The sequence below is a fragment of the Qipengyuania intermedia genome (assembly GCF_019711615.1).
GTDB lineage: Bacteria > Pseudomonadota > Alphaproteobacteria > Sphingomonadales > Sphingomonadaceae > Qipengyuania > Qipengyuania intermedia.
This window is the reverse complement of the sequence record NZ_JAIGNS010000002.1, coordinates 1,105,460-1,125,482: the sequence shown is the minus strand read 5'-3', so window position 1 is coordinate 1,125,482 and position 20,023 is coordinate 1,105,460. Positions and strand designations below refer to the sequence as shown.

The following is a 20,023-nucleotide window of genomic DNA, read 5'->3' as shown; positions in this document are numbered from 1 at the left end:
GATAACGACGGCAACCTCGATGTCGACGAGACCTGGATCTACACCGACAGCTATGTCGTGACCCAGGCCGACGTGGATGCAAACGCGCCCATAGTGAACGTGGTCACGGCGGATGCGAATTCGCTGGCAACCGGAAGCGCCGCACTGCAGGCGACGGACACTGAATCGATCGACGTGTGCTACAAGCCGTCGATCGACGTCGAGAAGTATATCTCGATCAATGACAATGTGTTCGATCCGCTCCTGGACGATCACGACAGTCCCACAGGACCTCAGGCGACATCGGCCAACAATCCGATCTATTTCCTCGTCACGGTAACGAACGATGGAAACGCCACCCTGACCGGTCTCGATTTCAGCGATATTCTGAGCTCGCCCGCCGGATCGGTTTTCGCAGGGGAGCTGGATTACACCGATCCCGCTATCGATGCCTGGGTGGACCTCGATGGCGATGGTTTCCGCGATGCCGGGGAAGATTGGGCGGCGGTCGACGGTGCCGACGGATCCGTCGACGGAGTGCTCGATTCAGAAGCCCTGGCACCTGAGGAAAGTCTCAACGTCTATTACACCATGCCGTTCGAGGCAGGACAGCATATCAACACTGTCACAGTCTCGACCGACCAGGGCGTTTCCGACAGCGATGCAGCGCATTACTTCGGTCTCAACGACCCGGCACCGGGCGTACGGACGCCGGGCTTCTGGCAGAACCCGAACAATGGCGGCACCTTCTGGGACGGCATTGCGGACAACCAGGCCCACGACGGTCCGGATTTCCCGGATGGGGATCCTGGCACCGAAGGCAATCAGGACCTTTTGTATGCTGTCGACAGCAACAACGAAGATGGGATCGACGGTAATGACGAACCCGGCTTGTTGATCGGCGATTACAATCGGAACGGCTTGACCGACAATGATCCCGGTGCCGACGGTATCTTCGGAACTGCGGACGATTACGTCGAAGACACTCTCTTCATCTCGCTGGCGGACGCCCAGGAACTGGTCGATGCTTCGAGCAAGAAGGGGAACGACGTCGTCTCCAAGCTCGGCCGGGATGTGGTTGCCACGTGGCTCAATTTCCTTTCCGGAAACGATATCGGCGACGGCTCGGAAAACACCGCCAAGCATTATCTCGATGATGCGATCGACTGGCTGCAAAGCTATGCCGGTGCGGATAAGGGCGGTCTTGACGAAACCTTCGACAGCTTTGCTGGAGGCGGCCGGATCAAGACCAGCAGCAGCGAGTGGAAGAACCCCGATGGCCTCGACCATTCCGGCGGTGAAATCCACAATGCGCTCGCAGAATACAACGAAGGCGGAACCGTCAACGGTATCTTCGTGGCGGGCGATGCCGACAGCCTGGCATTCCAGAACGCCCTGGCCGACGCACTTTCGGAAGGGCTATTCGAAGAAACGAGCAGCACCACCTTCCCCAGCGAGCTCGAGAACACCGTCTACGAGACTTCGCTCAACGCCGGCATCATCGGCGATGGGGCATTCGATATCACGGATACCCAGTACATTGCGATCGCGTGACGCGACATAACCAGCTCGGCACCGCTGTCGGACAAGGCGGCGGTGCCAAGCCTGTTCCCGGGGGAGGTAAAGGCACTTGGCTGATCTGGAACACGAGGATTATGGCACCAATAGGCGGATAGCGCCCTGGTTATCGGAGCCATTGAAGAAGAGCCGACCGCTCTACATGAGGGTGCTGGTCGCGGCGTTTCTGATAAACTGCTTCGCGCTTGTGACCGCGCTGTTCACGATGACGGTCTACGACCGGATCGTTCCCAACAACGCCACGGAATCTCTGATCGGCCTCGCCGTCGGGCTCGGCATCGTTCTCATCTTCGATTTCGTTCTCAAGCTATTGCGCGCATACTTCGTCGATATTGCCGGGGCCCGCGTGGATCGCGATATCGGCAAGGCCATCTTCGAGCGCATCCTCGCCCTGAGACTGGACCTCAGCCGACACACGACCGGTGGCCTGGCGGGGCTGGTCCGGGAGATCGAGACGCTGAGAGACTTCTTCGCGTCCGCCACCATTACAGCGCTGGTGGACGTGCCCTTCACGATCATCACGCTCGCCGTGATTGCGATGATCGGAGGGTGGCTGGTGCTGGTCCCGATCGTGATGATCCCGCTTGTGATCCTCTCGGCCATCGCGACACAGCCTGCAATGCGACGGCTTTCATCGCAGTCGCTGGACGAGGCGCTTGGCAAGCAGGCAGTCCTTGTCGAAACCATCGGCAGTCTCGAGACCGTCAAATCCTCCAACGCTGGCGACATGCTCAGCCATCGCTGGGAAGAGGCGATGAAGGGACACGCCAATGTCTCGCTCCGCCAACGCCTGACCGCGAACCTTTCGACAACGATCGCAGGCAGCGCGCAGACCATGGCGTATACGGGCATGGTGATCTTCGGCGTTTTCGCGATTGCCGAGCAGAACCTCACGATGGGCGGGTTGATCGCCTGTTCGATCCTTGCCGGCCGCGCGGTCGCACCGCTTGGGGCAATCGCCACGCTGCTTACCCGCATTCACGCAGCGCGCACCGCCTACCGTCGGATCGACGCCATGATGGAAATGCCCGCCGAAGGGCCTGAGGGCCTCGGCCTCGCGCCGAATGTTCTGGAAGGTGCAATCGAGTTCCGCGATGTGGAGTTCCGCTATCCCGATGCGGCCGAGCTGGCCTTGAGCGGGGTCAACTTCCGGATCGAACCAGGGGAGAATGTGGCCCTTATCGGACCGATCGGTTCGGGCAAATCCACCATCGCCCGTCTCATCATCGGACTTTATCCCCCGACCAGCGGCCTCGTCATGATCGACGGGACCGACATTCGCCAGCTCACGCCCAAATCGCTTCGCGCAAAGGCGGGCGCATTACTGCAGGACAATGCGCTTCTCACCGGCAGCGTTCGCGAGAACATCATGCTCGGCCGCCCCGATGCAAATGACGAAGAAATGATCCGTGCCGCGAAAATCAGCATGGCGCACGACTTCATCTCGCGCATGCCCAATGGCTACGATCTCAAGCTTGCCGATCGCGGCTCCGGTCTGTCGGGCGGGCAACGGCAATCGATCGCCATGGCGCGTGCCCTGGTAGGCCAGCCACCGATCCTCGTGTTCGACGAACCGACATCGGCGGTCGATACGGAAACGGAAGCCAAGCTCATCAATAATCTGCGCAAGGAATTCGCCGGCCGAACCCTTGTCCTGATCACCCACCGCCCTTCCCTTCTCGCGCTCGTCGACAGGGTCATCCTCATGTCGCGTGGCCGCGTGGCGATGGACGGTACGCCTGAAGACATAACGCGCAAGGTAACGAGGATAGCAGCACGATGAACGCTTTCTCCAAAATCACGAGCCAGCTCCTTGGCGAGGATGGCGAATTCGAAGCGCAGGAAATCAAGGCGCGGAAATCTTCGAACATCATTCTGTGGTCCATTGCCGCCTTCACCGTACTGGCGGTGATCTGGGCGGCATTGACCACGGTCGAACGCACCGTCCGAGCGACCGGTCGCGTCGTGCCCAGTTCCAAGCTGCAGGTCGTGTCGAACCTCGAAGGCGGCGTGGTGCAGGAGATCATGGTCACGGCCGGCAAGGAAGTGCGCCGGGGGCAAATACTTGTCCGGCTCAATCCGGCGATTACAGGATCCGCGCTGGACAGTTCCGAGGCAGGCGTGAGTGCGCTCGAAGCGCGCATTGCGAGACTGCGTGCCGAAGTGAGCGGGGGAACGCCCGACTATGGCTCCCTCCCCTCGGACCAGATTGCCATCGAGCGCTCGCTCCACAGCGCACGCTCTGCGGAGCTCAGCGGACTGCGATCGGCAGGTCAGGCGCGCATCACGCAAGCGCAAAGGTCCGTTGCCGAGGCGCAATCGATCCTTACGGCGCGGCGCTCGAATCTGACGACTGCAGAACGCGAACTGGCGATGCTAAGACCTCTCGCCGAACAACGCATTGTCCCGCAGATCGAACTGATCCAGGCCGAGAATGCCGCACAGGTCGCGGCGAGCGAAGTGTCTGCGGCGGAGGCATCATTGGCTAGGGCCCGGTCGAGTATTGCCGAGGCGCAGGCGGCCCTGGCACAGCAAGTCAGCGACTGGCGGAGCCGTGCGGGCATGGAACTTTCACAGGCTCAAGCGGACCTGTCGGTGCAGCAGATGACCTTGCCCGGCCTCGAAGATCGGGTGGATCGGACAGTAATTCGCGCACCCATGAGCGGGCTCGTGAACCGTGTGTTTGTGACAACCGTTGGAGGTACCGTCGCATCGGGCGAGCCCATCGTCGAGATCGTGCCGACGGACGATGCACTCTATGTGGAAGCGATGGTCCGCCCGCAGGACATCGCGAACGTAGGTCTGTCCCAGAACGCGTTCGTCGAAATCACCGCTTACAATCCGGCAATCTTCGGCAAGATGAAGGGCACGGTGACATCGATTTCGCCCGACGCTGTGGTGAACGAGGACACCGGCGAAAGCTTCTACACCGTGGAGGTGCAGACGACGGACGTTCTGAAAGATCAGGATGGAAACCCGCTGGAGATCGGGCCGGGCATGGTCGCCAACGTCAGCCTGCTGGGCGAAGAACGCTCGATCCTGTCCTACCTGTTCACGCCGATCACTTGGCTGAAGGAACGGGCATTCCGCGAATAGCGCTTCGTCAGTCGCGCTTCTTCGGCCTAACCAGCGACTGGGCTTGGCGTTCCTCCTGCGGATAATCGTCGGGAGATACGCTCGACTGGTTTTTCAGCGCGATGTGGTCTTCCACAATGCCGCCGTCGCGCGATGCGCCTTCGTCGTTATCGGTCGAGGCATCCTGCGGATCGTCGTCGATTTCGTATTCCATTTCGGCAGCTCCTTTCCTCAAACAACGAAGCTTCCCGTCGCGCGGTTCCTTTGACGAGAACGACTTATTTCGCCCGGTTGAGGATTTCGTCCATCTGCTCGCGCAGGATAGGGTCCCACTCCTCACGCAGCTCGCGGACGCGGGCCATGAGCTCCTCGTTCTCGTGGAACGGAACGCCGACGCGGTAGAGGCTGGCAACTTCAGGCATGGCGGCGCGGTCGTTCTTCTCGAACGCATCGGTAGCGGCCTGGGCCTGCTCCCGGTTCATGCCGAGCGCCTCGTAGGCCGAGCGGCCGATCCTGAGACTTGAATCGTAGGTTTCGCGAATGATGTCCCGGCAACCGAATGCCCACAGATCGTACACGTGATTGCGATCGATCGCCCGGGCGGTGATGTGCACGTGCGGGTAGTTCTGGATGACGTGCTTCACGAGCTTGTCGATCTGCTCGCGCTCATCGAGCGCGACAACGAGCAGCTTGGCATTTTCGATACCCGCCGACACGAGCAGGTCCGGACGGGTCGCGTCGCCGAAATAGGTCCGGAAACCGAATTTGCGGACGATCTCCAACTGCGCACTGTCGTAGTCGATCACCGTGGTCGAATAGCCGGCAAGCTGGAGCATGCGATCGACGATCCCGCCCACCCTTCCGCGCCCTGCGATGATAACCGGGTTTTCCTCGTCGATCACGTCGGGTTCGCGTTCCTGGCCCTTGCAATAGAACCGGGCCACGCCCTTGTCGTAGAAGATGAAGAGCAGAGGGGTCGCCAGCATGGTCAGCGCGACCACCAGCAGGAGGAGGTCAGCCTGGGCCTGGCCGAACACCGCGTTGGCCACGGCGAAGGAGATCAGGACGAAAGCGAACTCGCCGGCTTGCGGAAGGCTCAGGGCGAACAGCCAAAGGGCTTGCTTTCTTAAGCCGTAGAACCAGCCAACGGCGAACAGTACCGCGAACTTTGCCGCGATGGTTACGGCTGCCCAGAAGAGCACCGATTGCCACATCTGGCTCGCCAGGACGAAGTCGATCCCGGCGCCCACCGTAATGAAGAACAGACCGAGCAGGAGCCCCTTGAACGGGTTGATGTCGCTCTCAAGCTCGTGCCGGTATTCGCTCGTGGCGAGGACGACACCCGCAACGAATGCGCCCAGCGCAGGAGACAGGCCCACCAGCGACATCAGCAGGGCGATACCGATGACAACTCCCAGCGCGGCAGCGGTAAACAGCTCGCGCAAATTGGCAGCCGCGATATAGCGGAACAGCGGACGAACCGCGAAAATGCCGATCGCGATGACCACGCCCACCGCGGCCAATCGGCACAGCGCCGCAAGCCACACGGGCATGGACGCCGTGAGGTCGATGCCTCCGTGACCGCCCTCCCCGCCGTGCGCTGCACCTGCGCCATACAGTTCGGGCATGGCGAGGAGCGGCAGCAATGCGAGGATCGGGATAACCGCGACGTCCTGGACTAGGAGAACCGAGAAACTCGCCTCCCCGCCCTCGCTCTTCATGAGGTTCTTCTCGGTCAGCGTCTGGACGATGATCGCAGTGGACGAGAGCGCCAGTACCATCCCGATCGCCAGCGCAGTCTGCCAGGGATTGCCGTCGACCAGGGCGATGCCCATCAATGCAAGCGTCGTGAGGATCACCTGCCCGCCACCGAGCCCGAGCAGTTTTCCCCTCATCGCCCAGAGCCGTTGCGGCTCCATTTCGAGACCGATGATGAAGAGCATCATCACCACGCCAAATTCGGCAAACACCTGCAATGCCTCGACATCGACATTGCCCGCCGCGAGCAGCGGGCTGATCGCCATGCCGGCGAGCAGGTAGCCGAGTACCGAACCCAGTCCGAACCGGGTCGCGAGCGGAACCGCTACTACCCCGGCGGCAAGGATCAGGAAGGCGAGGACCAGAAACGAAGTCATGCCGTCCTTCCTGCCCTACGGGATCAGATGTGCAAAGCCCGTCCGTAGCTCGCCAGGACGCTTTCGTGCATGCTTTCGCTGATGGTCGGATGCGGGAAGACGGTGTTCATCAACTCCGCCTCGGTAGTCTCCAGCGTCTTGCCGACGACGAAGCCCTGGATCATCTCGGTCACTTCCGCGCCGACCATGTGCGCACCGAGCAGTTCGCCGGTCTTGGCATCGAAGACGGTCTTCACGAAGCCTTCCGCCTCGCCCAGCGCGATGGCTTTGCCGTTGCCGATGAACGGAAAAGTGCCCGCTCTAACCTCGTAACCCGCTTCCTTGGCTTTCGCCTCGGTCAGGCCGACGCTGGCAATCTGCGGGTGGCAGTAGGTGCAGCCCGGGATGTTATTGCGGTCGAGCGGATGCGGGTGGACGTCCTTGTTACCCAGTTCCTTCGCAATCGCCTCGGCAGTGGTGACGCCCTCATGGCTCGCCTTGTGCGCCAGCCAGGGGCCGGGCGTGCAATCGCCGATCGCCCACAGACCCTTGGACTTGGTGCGGCCGTAATCGTCGATCTGGATGAAGCCGCGATCCATTTCGGCCAGCTTTTCCAGCCCCACATTCTCGGTGTTCGGGACAATGCCGATGGCGGTGATGCAGTGGGTGAACTCGGTTTCCGAGACCTTGCCCTTGCTGTCCTTGATCTTGGCTTTAACGCCCTTGTCGGACACCTTGAGGTCTTCGACGCCGGCACCGGTCATGATCGTCATGCCCTGCTTGGTCAGGCTCTTTTCGAGGAAGGCGGAAACGTCCTTGTCTTCCACCGGCACGATCCGGTCGAGCATTTCGACCACGGTCACATCGCAGCCCATGTCGTTGTAGAAGCTGGCAAACTCGATTCCGATCGCGCCTGAGCCGATGACGAGCAGCTTCTTGGGCATTTCGGGCGGAGTCATCGCATGGCGATAGGTCCACACGCGCTTGCCGTCAGCCTTGGCAAACGGCAGGTCGCGGGCGCGGGCGCCGGTGGCGACAATCACGTGCTTGGCAGTGAGCTTCTCTTCGCCCTTTTCGCCCTTCACGGTGAGACTGGTCGGGCCGGTCAACGTGCCTTCGCCCATGTGCACCGTGATCTTGTTCTTCTTCATCAGGTGCGTGACGCCCTGGTTGAGCTGCTTGGCGACGCCGCGGCTGCGCTTCACCACAGCTTCCAAATCCGCTTCGATCTTGCCGGCGATCTTCAGGCCGTAGTCGCTCGCGTGCTGGGCATAGTGCAGGATCTCGGCACTGCGCAGCAGCGCCTTGGTCGGGATACAGCCCCAGTTGAGGCAGATGCCGCCGAGCAGTTCGCGTTCGACGATGGCGGTCTTCAGCCCCAGCTGCGCGCAGCGGATCGCCGCGACATAGCCGCCGGGTCCGGAGCCGAGAACGATGACGTCGTAGGAATTGGACATTTCAATCTGCCTTCAACTGGTGAGGAGGCGGGGCCGAAGTTGACAATGGTGACACCGTGTCGCCCGCCTCATTCCTTCCTGAATTGCTATTTTTCAGCCACTTGCGCCGAAAAGATGAAGTTTACACTTTGTCCGCCTGGGTAAAGTGCGACAGCCCGGAATTTCGACCTTCTTCATAGCTGCCGACCTTGCTGTAGGGAAATGCTCATGCCCACCGCTCCGCGACGGCGCGCGGACGATCGTTTTCGTCGAGGAGGACGAATTTGAACGTGCCCTGCGCTACCTTCGTTTCGGCCTCGCCATTGCGTTCGCGGGCAATGGCCTCGGCAGAGATGGTGAGCGAGGTATTGCCGGTGGTTGCGATCTCGCAATAGATCGACAATTCGTCGCCCACCTGCATCGCGCCGGGGAAGGCAAAATCGGTGGCCGAGACGACCACCGCCTTGCCCTGCCCCTCGCGGCTGGCGAGCGAACCTGCGCCAAGCGCCATCTGGCTCATCAGCCACCCGCCAAACACGCCCCCGTAAGGGTTCGTGTCGGCAGGCATGGCTGTGACGCGGATGAGGGGTTCCCGTGCCAAGCGGATCAACCCGCCTGGTTGGTGAGGTAAGAGCCGTCGATCCACCCCGACTGGCACTGGCCGTCGTAGGCGCGGCGATCCGCAACCGGCGTTCCGGTTCCGCAGTCGGCAGCATTCTTGGAATAGACAACGCCGACCCAGTCACCCTCGTTCTCGCAGATCGAAACGAGCTGTCCCGGCTGGAGCAGGTCGGTTTCTTCGGCAGTGGCATCGGGGGCTGAGTGCACGGTAAGGACCTGGCCTTCCAGCGTGTCGAGCGCGCCCACGGTTCCAGCAGAGCCGCACGCATCCATGTTCGCTTCACCGCCATACATGACGGGGCGGGCAGCGACGGTCGCGTCAGCAGGCGCGGTAGCGACTTCGCCATCGGCTTGTACTTCTTCGGCTTCCTGCGAACAGGCTGCGAGTGCCAGCGCGAGCGCCGGAACGGCGAATGCTGTGCGGATCATGGTGTATCTCCTCAAAACAGGCGACCGGTGTGCCCGCCCTTTATCAAACGAACCATGTGGACGTGGATTTGTGTCCGGGATTGCGGCGGAGGCGATTCCGGTTTGAACTCAAACCACCAGCCCCATCGGGTTTTCGACCAGCTGTTGGAAGGCCTGCATGAATTGCGCGCCGTCCGCGCCGTCGATGGCGCGGTGGTCGAAGCTGCCGGTGGCGCTCATAACGGTGGCGATGCCGAGTGCGCCATCGATGACATGCGGGCGCTGCTCGCCCGCGCCGACCGCGAGGATCATCGCCTGCGGCGGGTTGATCACGGCGTCGAACTGCTTGGTGCCGAACATGCCTAGGTTGGAGAGCGAGGCGGTGCCGCCCTGGAATTCATGCGGCTGCAGCTTGCCGTCGCGTGCCTTGCCCGCAAGCTCCTTCATCTCGGTGCTGATCTGCGCGAGGCCCTTGCGGCCCGCATCGCGGATGATCGGAGTGATCAGGCCCGAAGGCGCGGCCACGGCGACCGAGATATCCTCGCGTGTGTACTGGTAGAGCTCGTCGCCCTGGAAGCTGACATTGCACAGCGGCACGCGCTGCAGCGCGCGGGCCTGTGCCTTGATCAGCAGGTCGTTGACCGACAGCTTGATGCCGTCAGCCTCGAGGCTCTTGTTGAGCTCGCTGCGCAGCTTGAGCAGCGCATCGAGGCGCACGTCCACGGTGAGGTAGATGTGCGGGATTGTCTGCTTCGCCTCGGTGAGGCGGCGCGCGATGACCTTGCGGACATTGTTGAGCTTCTGCGCTTCGTAAGGAGCGTCGAGATCGCCGCCCTGTGTCGCGGGCTTTGCCGGAGCAGGCGCGGGAGCGGCGGCTTCCTTTGCTGGCGCAGCGCCGGGTTTCGCATCGTCGACGTCGGCCTTCACGATGCGGCCATTGGGGCCCGAGCCCTTGATGGACGACAGGTCCAGCCCCTTGTCCTCGGCAATCCGGCGCGCAAGCGGCGACGCCTTGATGCGGCCGCCATCGTCGGACTTCTTCGCTGCAGGAGCGGGTGCGGGAGCCGGAGCGGGAGCTTCGGTGCGCTTCTCTTCCTGCTCGACCTTTTCCTCGCGCGCTTCCTCGGCTTTGCCTTCATCGGCCTTTTCCTCGCCATCGGCGGGAGCAGCCGCTGCGGCCGCCTCCAGATCCTCGCCCTCTTCGGCGAGCATGGCGATCACCGTGCCGACCTTTACACCCTCGGTGCCCTCTTCAACCGCGATCGAGGCGATGGTGCCTTCGTCCACGGCTTCGAATTCCATCGTCGCCTTGTCGGTTTCGATTTCCGCCATGATGTCGCCGGCTTCGACCTTGTCGCCCGGCTTCACGAGCCATTTGGCGAGCGTGCCTTCTTCCATGGTCGGGGAAAGGGCGGGCATCTTGATCGGCGTGGGCATGTGCTGACGTTACGTCCTCGCTGGAAATACTGTTGCTAGGACCTCTGGCCAAAATGCGCCGCCGCCGCAAGGTCCTTGCGCAGAATACGAATTACCGGATAGGCCCCTGCCAGAAGAGGGGAACCGGGCATGCGTATCTATCTGGTCGTGATGGACGAAACCGAAGAATCGAAACAGGCGCTGCGCTTTGCATCGCTGCGCGCGATGAAAACCAACGGCTCAGTGCATATCCTGGCTCTGGTGCCACAGCAGACCTTCAATGCCTTCGGCGGCGTGCAGGCGACGATCGAGCAGGAAGCGCGCGAGCGTGCGGAAGTGCTCGCCAATAGCGCGGCGGGCAATATCTTCGGCGAAATGGGCAAGATGCCGGTGATCGCGGTTCGTCCCGGCGCACCTGCGGATGTCATCCGGACCTATCTCGAAGAGCACGGCGAAGTCGCCGCCCTGGTGCTTGGCACCACGAAGGACGGGGGAAAAGACCCGCTGGTCCAGCATTTCTCCGCCCGCGCCAGCGAACTGCCCTGCCCACTTTACATCGTGCCGGGCAAACTCACGCGCGAGCAGCTGGACGCCCTCGCCTGACGATCAGGTAAGCGTGCCGCGCGTCGGGTAATCGTTCTCCAGAGTATAGGTCAGGCCGCTTAGCAGGTCGTCGAGATCGGGGCGCGTGAAAGGCGCGCTCTGGACCACGGCGAAGTGAAGCGTACCGTCGGGTTTTACGACGAAGAGGCCAGGTTCGCTGAATCGCTGGGGTTCTTCGCTGCCTTCCCGCTTTTCCGAGATATAGAGGCCGTACTCGCGAGCCTTCTCCTCGCTCAGCGAATGGGCGAGCGGAAGGTCTCCCGTGTCCCATTCCTCGTGACTGACCTGCGCGCGCTCGGGGCTGTCCATCGAGACGGCAAAGACATTGATGCCCTTCTCAGTGAACTTGCCGAGCTTGGACCCCAGTTCGGTGAGGTATTTCTTGCAGATCGGGCAGTGCTTGCCGCGATAGAACACGAGCATGGTGAAGCTGTCGGGCGACTGTTTCGACAGTTCGAAACGCGCATCGATGGTCAGGGGCAGGTCGAGGTCTGGAACGGGCTGTCCGGGTACGAGCATTCTGGCTATCTCCTTCACCGGATCAATGGACGTACCCCGGTGCCCGTTCCGCTACTTCTTCTTCCTACCCTGGTGCCGGATGTTCTTCGGGCGTCCGCGCTGGCCGGTCTGGTGCTTCTGGCGCGGGGCGCCCTTGCCCTTGGCCAGCGGTTTCTTTTTGAGGGGAGGCGGGCGGTCCCCTCGTTTTTCGATAGGCGAGCCGTCGCTTTCCGGGACTTCGAACTTCAAGGCCCCTGTCAGGGGGTTCGATTCCGCCAGCTTGAGCTTGAGCCGGTCGCCCACGGCATAGGTTTTGCCGCTGTTTTCGCCCACAAGCTGGCGGGCCGCCTCGTCATAGCGGAAATATTCGCGGCCCAGGGTGGACACCGGGACCAGCCCGTCGCCCCCGAGGTTCTCGATGGTGGCGAAGAAGCCGAAGCCCTGCACACCGGTGATCCGCGTGTCGAACGTCTCGCCTACCCGGCCGGAAAGCCATGAGGCGACATAGCGGTCGATCGTGTCGCGCTCTGCCTCCATCGCGCGGCGTTCGGTCTGGCTGATGGCATCGGTGATCTGGCTGAGCGCAGTCCTGTCACGGTCCGAAAGGCCCGAGGCAGGCGGGATGTCGCCCTTGGGCTTGGGCTGTTCGAGATGGTACGCATCGACCAGCGCGCGGTGGACCAGAAGGTCGGCATAGCGGCGAATGGGCGAGGTAAAGTGCGCATAGCTGCCGAGCGCGAGACCGAAATGCCCGGCATTGGCCGGACCGTAATAGGCTTGCGTCTGGCTGCGTAGCACCGCTTCCATGATCAGCGCCTTTTCCGCCGGATCGCCGATGTCCTTCAGCATCCGGTTGAAAAGGCCGGGTGTGATGACCTGTCCGAGCGCGAAATTGCGGCCCTGCGTGGCAAGATATTCCTTGAATGCGACGAGCTTCTCGCGGCTCGGCGTTTCATGGACCCGGTAGACGACCGGGGCCTTCTTCGCTTCCAGCGCCTTCGCCGCCGCGACATTGGCCGCGATCATGAAATCTTCCACGACGCGGTGCGCGTCGAGGCGTTCGCGCACGGCGATTTCCTCGATCACGCCCTCGTCATTGAGGCGGACCTGGCGCTCTGGCAGTTCGAGGTCCAGCGGATCGCGGGCTTCGCGCGCCTTGTGCAGCAAATCCCACGCGCCCCAGAGATGTTTGAGCGTATCGTCTGCACTGCCATCGTCGATAGCCTTCTGCGCGTCCTCATAGGCCGTGTTCGAGGCAAGCCTCACGATGGCGCGGGTAAAGCGCCAGTCGGTCACCTTGCCTTCGGGCGAAATGGAGATGTGGCAGGCCATTGCCGCCCGGTCCTCGCCCTCGACGAGGGAGCACACATTGGCGCTGAGGATTTCCGGCAGCATCGGCACGACGCGGTCGGGGAAATAGACCGAATTGCCGCGCTTGCGCGCCTCGCGGTCGAGCGCACCGCCCGGCCGCACGTAGAAGCTGACGTCGGCAATGGCGACGATGGCGCGGTAGCCGCCCTTCCCGTCGGGCTCTGCCCAGATTGCATCGTCATGGTCGCGCGCATCGGCAGGGTCGATGGCGATGATGGGGACGTTCCGCAGGTCTTCGCGTTTGTCCTCGCTCAAGGGGAGCTGCGCCACCTGCTGCGCCTCCTCCAGCGCCTCTTCGGGGAAGATGTGGGGGATGCCGTGCTTGGCGATGGCAATCAGGCTGAAACTCTTGGGAGCGAGCGGGTCGCCAATCACCTCGACGACCTTGACCGCGGAACGGGCCGACTTGCCGGCCTTTTCCGCCAGCACGAGATCGCCCTCTTCCGCCCCGCCAAGGTCCGAGATCGGCGATGAATTGCGGACACGCTTGTCCACCGGCGCGAGCCATGCCTTGCCGCCGCCGTCGATCTCGACGACGCCCATCAGGCCTTCGGTGCGTGCGGGCAGCTTCTTCATCGGATGGGCGATCCAACCGCGCGGCTTCTCTTCGGTTCGCGCAAGGAAGCGATCGCCGCGTTTGAGGGCCGCGACCTTCTTGCTTTCCTTGACCGTTAGGCGCGGGGCCTTTTCCTTGCTGTCCGGATCCCAGCTTTCGGGCACGGCAATCGGTTCGCCGTCCTCGATTTCGAGAACTTTCAGCACGGTCACTTTCGGTACGCCGCCCATGCGGTGGTAGGCGGTGCGCTTGCCGTCGATCAGGCCTTCTTCGGCCATGTCCTTGAGGCGCTTTTTCAGCGCGATCTTTTCCTGGCCCTTCAAGCCGAACGCCTTCGCGATTTCGCGTTTGCCGGCGGGGGTCGGCGACCCCTGGATAAATTCGATTATCTGTTCTTTGCTCGGGAGACCCTGTGGCCGCCCGGTTCGATTATGTTTTTTCATGAGACGCCATATGGGTACGCATGGTCCCCATGTCACGGGGCGTCAGTATGCCTTGGCGAGCAGGACGCGTTCGGTGGCCGGTTTGCCGGTAAAGATGCACTCGCCGTCCACCGGTGCCGCGCCGATCGGTACGTTGCGCATGGTGAGCTTCAATGCCTTCAGCCGCTCGACCACTTGTTCCAGTTCGGCTCCGGTCGGCTTGGACCACTGGACCTCGACCCAACCCGGATAACGCGAGGCGGAGAAGAACTGCTCGACCTCGGCAAAATCCGTGACACCGCGCGTGATGTTGGCCTCGCGGCGCTCCTGCGCTTCGGTCAGCAGGCTGGCCTGCATATTGGCAAGGATGTCGGGCACGGTCTGGCCCGCGATCTCGCGCGTGGGAGTCTGGAAGGCGGGCTTGCCGTTTTCCTCGTTCCACAGCCTGTCGCGGCGAAGCAGGCTGACGACGCCGTTCTCCATGTCGCGGCCGCCGACCTCGATGATGATCGGGGCACCCTTGCGCACATAATCCCAGCGCTTGGCGGCAGCCTTGCCCGGACGCGTATCGAGGAGCACGCGCAGTGGCTCACCCAGTACGTGCTGCGAAGCGAGCGTGGCGCGCAGAGCCTCGCAATAGTCGATCAGCGCCTCGTCTTCGGGCTTGTCACGCAACATGGGCAGTATGACCACCTGCTGCGGGGCGATCTTCGGGGGCAGGCGCAGGCCGTCATCGTCGCCATGCGTCATGATGACGCCGCCGACCATCCGCGTCGAAACGCCCCAGCTGGTGGTATGGCAGAGGCTCTCGCCGCCGTCCTTGTTCTGGTATTTGATCCCGCTGGCCTCGGAGAAGTTCGTGCCGAGATAGTGGCTTGTGCCGGCCTGAAGAGCCTTGCCGTCCTGCATCATCGCTTCGATCGACCAGGTCTCGACCGCACCGGGAAAACGCTCGTTCTCCGGCTTCTCGCCCGGGATCACCGCCAGCGCCAAATCTTCGTCCGCAAAGGCGCGATAGACTTCCAGCATGGTGAGCGTGTGGTCTTTCGCCTCTGCCTCGTCGGCATGGGCGGTATGGCCTTCCTGCCAGAGGAATTCGCTCGTGCGCAGGAACATGCGGGTGCGCATTTCCCAGCGCACCACATTGGCCCATTGGTTGAGCTTCAGCGGCAGGTCGCGCCAGCTTTGCACCCAGCGCGCCATGGCATCGCCGATGATCGTTTCCGACGTCGGACGAACCACCAGCGGCTCTTCGAGCTTGGCTTCGGGATCGGGCACGAGGCCGCCATCCTTGCCCGCGATCAGGCGGTGGTGCGTCACGACCGCCATTTCCTTGGCGAAGCCCTCGACGTGTTCCGCCTCACGCTCGAAATTGGAGAGCGGGATGAAGATCGGGAAATAGGCGTTGGAATGGCCCGTCGCCTTGATCCGGTCATCCAGCAGGCGCTGCATGCGTTCCCAGATGCCGTAACCCCAAGGGCGAATGACCATGCAGCCGCGAACGCCCGATTCCTCGGCCATTTCGGCGGAAGAGATGACGTCCTGATACCATGCTGCGAAATCGTCGGCGCGCGTGGTGTTCAAGGCATGGCGGATCTGGGCCACGGGTAATTCCTGTATCTGGTGGGTTTCGGCGCGGGCCGATGCAATTATTTGCTCAATTCGTCCAGCTTCTTCTGCATTTCAGCCATCTGGGTGCGCATCTGGGCGAGTTCTGCAGACTGGTCCGGCTTGGCGGACTTGGACCCTGTCTTGAGCGAGCCCGGGATGAAGGCCTCGGCGGCGTTCTGCATCATCTTGAAATTGGCCTCGGCCATCTTGGCCAGCGGGTTGGCTTCGATACCCTTGGCAAATGCTGCCTGGATCTGTTCGCGGTTCTTGCGGAAATTGGCCATGCTGGCTTCGAGATAGCTCGGCATCATCGCCTGCATCGAATTGCCGTACATGGAGATCAGGTCGCGCAGGAAACTGACGGGGAGCATCTGCTGGCCGCCCTGGCTTTCTTCCTCGACGATGATCTGGGTGAGGATCGTGTGCGTGATGTCATCACCGCTCTTTGCATCGACCACTTGGAAGTCGACGTTTTCGCGAACCATCTTCGCCAGATCGTCCAGCGTGATGTAACTGCTGGTGTCGGTGTTGTAGAGCCGCCGGTTGGCGTACTTCTTGATGATGATCGGTTCGCCCTCTGCGGTGCGTTTCGCCATGAATTGCCTCTTCCCCTATTGTGCGTTGCAGCCATGCTTAGCAGGCGCACAATGTGCAGCGCAACACGTTAGGCGGAACGATCGAAGCGGTGTCCCAGAACGGTAAGCAGTTCATATTGTGAAACAGAGGTTTGCCGCGCAGCATCGGGCAGGTGATAAGGCAGTTCGACCCAGTCGCCCTCGCCCAGTTCCCTGGTATCGGAAAGGTCAATGATAATCATGTCCATCGACACTTTGCCCAGGATCGGTAGCGCCAGATCGCCATAGCGGAAGCTCGCCCCGCCCCATGCACGTAGGATGCCGTCGGCATAACCTAGCGAGAGGACGCCGATGCGCATTTCGGCAGCTGCGGTGAAGGTTGCGTTATAGCCGACAGCTTCGCCGGCCTTCAGGTTTCGTGTCTGGATGATCGCTGCCTTCGGGCGTGCGACCTGCTTTATATGACCCGCCAATTCCTCACGCGGGACGCCGCCATAGAGCGACAGGCCCGGCCGCGTGAGGTCGAAGTGATAGTCCGATCCCAGCGCTATTCCGGCACTGTTCGCAAGGCTGAGGGCCGTGTGGTCGATCGAGGATGCGATCGCCCGGAAATCGGCCAGCTGGCGCGCGTTCATGGGACTGTCTTCGTCGGCACACGCCAGGTGGCTAAGGAGGACTTCTACCTCGAGAGCCTGCACTGCCGGTTCCGACACTTCCGATACACTTATGCCGAGCCGGTTGATCCCGGTGTCCACCATCAGGTGGCAGGGCCCGCCACCGCTGTCGGTCCACAGCTTCGCTTGCCGGAGGCTGTCGATGACAGGGCGCACCCCGGTCTGCCTCGCATAGGAGGCCTCTTCCACCGTCAACGGGCCATGCAGGACCGCGATCCGTTCCGCCGGAACCAGGGGCAGGAGCGGCGCAACCTCGCTCCAGTGCGCAACGAAGAAATCGCGGCAGCCGGCCTCGACGAGCGTCGGCACGCAATTCTCAACGCCAAGCCCGTAACAGTCGGCCTTTACCGCCGCGCCGGCACGCGCGGAGCCGCTGAGCCTGTCCAGCGCGCGCCAGTTATGTGCAAGCGCTTCGCGGTCGATGTCGAGCCTGAGCGTCGGCGGAGGTGCATCAGCCATGCGCGTCTTTGAAATCCTTCGGTGGCCCGTCGGGAATACCCCACCAGGCGACGACCAGGCCGAACGCAACGATAGCAATCGTATACCACAGGCCCGAGTAGACGTTACCCGTCATCGCCACGATGTATCCCGCGATCAGCGGGAGGAATCCGCCGAGATAGCCGGCCCCGATGTGGTAGGGGATCGACATGGAGGAATAGCGGATGCGCGCCGGGAACATCTCGCACAGCAGCGCCGCAACGGAGCCATAGGTTAGCGCAGACAGCATTCCGCAGACCAGCAGGAGGCCGATAATCCCGAGGATGCTGAACAGCGGCGGCGTCTGGCGCTCGAAATTGTAGCCCGCCCCTTCGAGCCAGCCCTGGATCGACGCACGGCGATCCGTATCGGCAAGTGCCCCGTAATCGTTCGCCGCGCCCCCGACCGAGACAATCGTCGCCGAAGAGGTGCCGTCGATGGCGTAAGGTACGCCGAGTGCGGTCAGGTCCTGCAGGACGCGGCCACAGGCACTCGTCTGCACTTCCGCGAAAGGATCATATTCGCACGCCGCTCCGCTGACGGTCACGGGTGCAGCATCGGCGCTCTGGTTGAGGCCGGGATTGGCAAGCGCGCCCATACCCCAGAAGATCGGGAACAGCAGGACAAGCGATGCGATAGCGCCGATAATGATCGGCTTCTTGCGCCCCACCCTGTCGGACCACTTCCCGACGATGACATAGAAGCTCATCGAAATGGTGCCCGCGATCAGCAGCATCCACTCCACGATCCCTTCTTCCACGCGCATCGGCCCGCGCAGGAACGACAGACCGGAGAAGAAGGCGGTGTACCAGATGGTCGTCAGGATGCCCGTAATCCCGAACAGCGCCACGAAAATGCGCTTGGGATTGCCCGGATAGGTAAGGCTTTCCTTGAACGGGTTGGCAGAGGTTTCGCCTGCCGCCTTCATCGCCTGGAACACCGGGCTTTCGGACAGCTTGAGCCGCATCCATAGCGAGATGCCGAGCAGCACGATCGACAGCAGGAACGGGATGCGCCAGCCCCATGCGGCAAAATCGTCCGCCGGAATGAGTGCGCGACAAGCGATCACGACGATGATCGAAAGGACGAAACCACCGACCACGCTCGCCTGGATGAAGCTGGTGTAAAAGCCGCGCTTCTCGGGCGGCGCGTGCTCGGCCACATAAATCGCAGCGCCGCCGTATTCTCCGCCAAGGGCGAGGCCCTGCAGGATACGCAAGCAGATCACGATGATCGGGGCGGCAAGACCGATGCTCGCAGCGCTCGGGATAAGGCCGACCCCCGCCGTCGCGATACCCATCAGGGTCACGGTCACGAGGAAGGTGTATTTGCGCCCCAGCCTGTCTCCGAGGAAGCCGAACAGGATTGCGCCAAGCGGACGGAAACCGAAACCGACGGCGAAACCGGCCCATACGAGGAGGACCTGAAGCGTTTCGTTGTCGCTAGGGAAGAACGCCGCTCCAATCAGGCCCGCCAGCGTTCCGTAGATGAAGAAATCGTACCATTCGAAGATCGTGCCAGCGCTGCTGGCCGCGATGACGAGGCGGATTTCCTTCTCGGTCGGCTCCCGCTGCATGATCTCTTCGCCTGAAGACAATGCCCTACTCCCCAAATGTCCTGTTATGCGCGCAGGCTTAGCGAGTGCCGCCTGCCTTGCCTAGCGCATCGGCGGCGGCTCTCCACGGGAGGAGGATGGCTCCGTGACGCCCAGGATAGGCGCGCGCAGGCTCGAGCAGTTCGAGCTCCGGCCACTCCGGCATGGACGAGGCGCCCGCGAGCCAGCGCTCGATAGCGTCCGTTATACCGGCCATGTCTGCGGTGTCCCTTGCCCCGCAGTGCCGGGCGAAGATCGCAGCCGCGGCCTGACCAACGGCGCAGGCCGTGACCTGCAGGCCAAGGGGGCGGAACTCGTCGTGAAAGGAGATGCGGATCGAGCTGCCACAGGTGCGCGAAACGGCCTCACCCTGACGGGGCGCGTTCTCATCGTAAGGGTAGCGGGACAGTTCCACCGCCAGCGCCAGGAAGGCAGGCGAATAGAGCGCGCCTCCCGGCGGGCGGGTCACTCTTCTTCAGCCGCTTCTTCTGCGGCGCGTTCTTCGCCGAGCAGGCGCGCGCGGCGTTCGGCCAGCACTTCGACCATGGTGCGAGAACCGCCGTCCACGAATTCATAGGTCGCCGCGGTGGTGATCCAGGCCGGCCGCCCACGGTAATCCCACACGCTGTCATAGCCGAGGACCAGCAACGAGAAGGCGATCACTACGATCACGAACCCCTTGATAGCCCCGAAGCCGAAACCAAGGACGCGGTCGATCGGGCCGAGGATGGAATTGCGCGAGGCTTTCCCTACATTGTTCGCAATTACTTTCATCGCGGCATAGGGAATGAGAAGGAGCAGCGCGAAGGCAAGGACGGAGACCGCGATGCCCGTCCCCAGCACTTCCTGCATCGCCAACGTCAGCGGTGTGTGGAGGAAGCGGATCGCGAATGCCGCCAGCACCCAGGCTGCGAGCGACAGGACTTCCTGCATGAAACCACGCGAAAACCCGCCGATGGCCGCAAGCCCGACGATGAGCAGAACGATGTAGTCAAATCCCGTCATAGACGGCAAT

Annotated in this window: 18 protein-coding genes; 4 read left to right on the top strand and 14 right to left on the bottom strand. The window is 62.3% G+C overall.

The features are described from left to right. The 3 genes from K3179_RS11830 to K3179_RS11820 form a co-directional block, all read left to right on the top strand. The coding region (locus K3179_RS11830) for a hypothetical protein (RefSeq protein WP_221565388.1) at positions 1–1,533 on the top strand (1,533 nt) is incomplete at its 5' end. 76 nt (positions 1,534–1,609) lie between these two features. Further along, the gene (locus tag K3179_RS11825) at positions 1,610–3,340 is read left to right on the top strand and encodes a type I secretion system permease/ATPase (RefSeq protein ID WP_247712956.1); all 1,731 of its coding nucleotides are present in this window, start codon (positions 1,610–1,612) and stop codon (positions 3,338–3,340) included. Next, positions 3,337–4,653: an HlyD family type I secretion periplasmic adaptor subunit gene (locus K3179_RS11820; protein ID WP_221565386.1), complete on the top strand. Its 1,317-nt coding sequence runs from the start codon at positions 3,337–3,339 to the stop codon at positions 4,651–4,653. Before K3179_RS11825 ends, K3179_RS11820 begins: the two co-directional genes overlap by 4 nt. Positions 4,654–4,660: 7 nt before the next feature. On the opposite strand, the gene K3179_RS11815 is transcribed toward K3179_RS11820, so the two are convergent. From K3179_RS11815 to K3179_RS11790, 6 genes are all read right to left on the bottom strand, one after another. Beyond that, complete coding sequence (locus tag K3179_RS11815) at positions 4,661–4,846, bottom strand: hypothetical protein (RefSeq protein WP_221565374.1); 186 nt, start codon at positions 4,844–4,846, stop codon at positions 4,661–4,663. 64 nt (positions 4,847–4,910) lie between these two features. Next, positions 4,911–6,767: a cation:proton antiporter domain-containing protein gene (locus K3179_RS11810; RefSeq protein ID WP_221565372.1), complete on the bottom strand. Its 1,857-nt coding sequence runs from the start codon at positions 6,765–6,767 to the stop codon at positions 4,911–4,913. Positions 6,768–6,790: 23 nt separating this feature from the next. Beyond that, complete coding sequence (lpdA, locus tag K3179_RS11805) at positions 6,791–8,203, bottom strand: dihydrolipoyl dehydrogenase (protein WP_221565361.1); 1,413 nt, start codon at positions 8,201–8,203, stop codon at positions 6,791–6,793. Between the two features lie 205 nt (positions 8,204–8,408). Beyond that, entirely contained in the window at positions 8,409–8,750 is a 342-nt protein-coding gene (locus tag K3179_RS11800) for an acyl-CoA thioesterase (RefSeq protein ID WP_221565639.1), read from the bottom strand. 38 nt (positions 8,751–8,788) lie between these two features. Then, on the bottom strand, positions 8,789–9,232 hold the full coding sequence (locus tag K3179_RS11795) for a hypothetical protein (protein WP_221565358.1): 444 nt from the start codon (positions 9,230–9,232) through the stop codon (positions 8,789–8,791). A 108-nt stretch (positions 9,233–9,340) separates the two neighbouring features. Continuing rightward, positions 9,341–10,648, bottom strand: a complete 1,308-nt coding sequence (locus K3179_RS11790; RefSeq protein ID WP_221565356.1) for a pyruvate dehydrogenase complex dihydrolipoamide acetyltransferase — start codon at positions 10,646–10,648, stop codon at positions 9,341–9,343. Between the two features lie 129 nt (positions 10,649–10,777). Here K3179_RS11790 and K3179_RS11785 point away from each other — a divergent pair, with 129 nt between their 5' ends. Next, entirely contained in the window at positions 10,778–11,230 is a 453-nt protein-coding gene (locus K3179_RS11785) for a universal stress protein (protein WP_221565354.1), read from the top strand. 3 nt (positions 11,231–11,233) lie between these two features. Here the strand turns inward: K3179_RS11785 and K3179_RS11780 are convergent, their stop codons facing one another. The 8 genes from K3179_RS11780 to K3179_RS11745 all read right to left on the bottom strand — a co-directional run bounded on the left by K3179_RS11780 (position 11,234) and on the right by K3179_RS11745 (position 20,013). Continuing rightward, positions 11,234–11,749: a peroxiredoxin-like family protein gene (locus K3179_RS11780; RefSeq protein ID WP_221565352.1), complete on the bottom strand. Its 516-nt coding sequence runs from the start codon at positions 11,747–11,749 to the stop codon at positions 11,234–11,236. Between the two features lie 51 nt (positions 11,750–11,800). After that, complete coding sequence (gene rnr, locus K3179_RS11775) at positions 11,801–14,098, bottom strand: ribonuclease R (protein WP_221565350.1); 2,298 nt, start codon at positions 14,096–14,098, stop codon at positions 11,801–11,803. Between the two features lie 42 nt (positions 14,099–14,140). Next, complete coding sequence (gene proS, locus K3179_RS11770) at positions 14,141–15,682, bottom strand: proline--tRNA ligase (RefSeq protein WP_221565348.1); 1,542 nt, start codon at positions 15,680–15,682, stop codon at positions 14,141–14,143. Positions 15,683–15,726: 44 nt separating this feature from the next. Next, complete coding sequence (gene phaR / locus K3179_RS11765) at positions 15,727–16,284, bottom strand: polyhydroxyalkanoate synthesis repressor PhaR (protein WP_221565346.1); 558 nt, start codon at positions 16,282–16,284, stop codon at positions 15,727–15,729. A 68-nt stretch (positions 16,285–16,352) separates the two neighbouring features. Further along, entirely contained in the window at positions 16,353–17,396 is a 1,044-nt protein-coding gene (gene alr / locus K3179_RS11760; RefSeq protein WP_221565343.1) for an alanine racemase, read from the bottom strand. Beyond that, entirely contained in the window at positions 17,389–18,990 is a 1,602-nt protein-coding gene (locus K3179_RS11755; protein WP_221565637.1) for an MFS transporter, read from the bottom strand. Before K3179_RS11755 ends, alr begins: the two co-directional genes overlap by 8 nt. A gap of 58 nt (positions 18,991–19,048) precedes the next feature. After that, the gene (locus K3179_RS11750) at positions 19,049–19,477 is read right to left on the bottom strand and encodes an iron-sulfur cluster assembly scaffold protein (RefSeq protein ID WP_221565341.1); all 429 of its coding nucleotides are present in this window, start codon (positions 19,475–19,477) and stop codon (positions 19,049–19,051) included. Beyond that, positions 19,474–20,013 (bottom strand): CvpA family protein, encoded by a 540-nt coding sequence (locus K3179_RS11745; protein WP_221565339.1) that lies wholly within the window; start codon positions 20,011–20,013, stop codon positions 19,474–19,476. Before K3179_RS11745 ends, K3179_RS11750 begins: the two co-directional genes overlap by 4 nt. Positions 20,014–20,023: the final 10 nt, after the last annotated feature.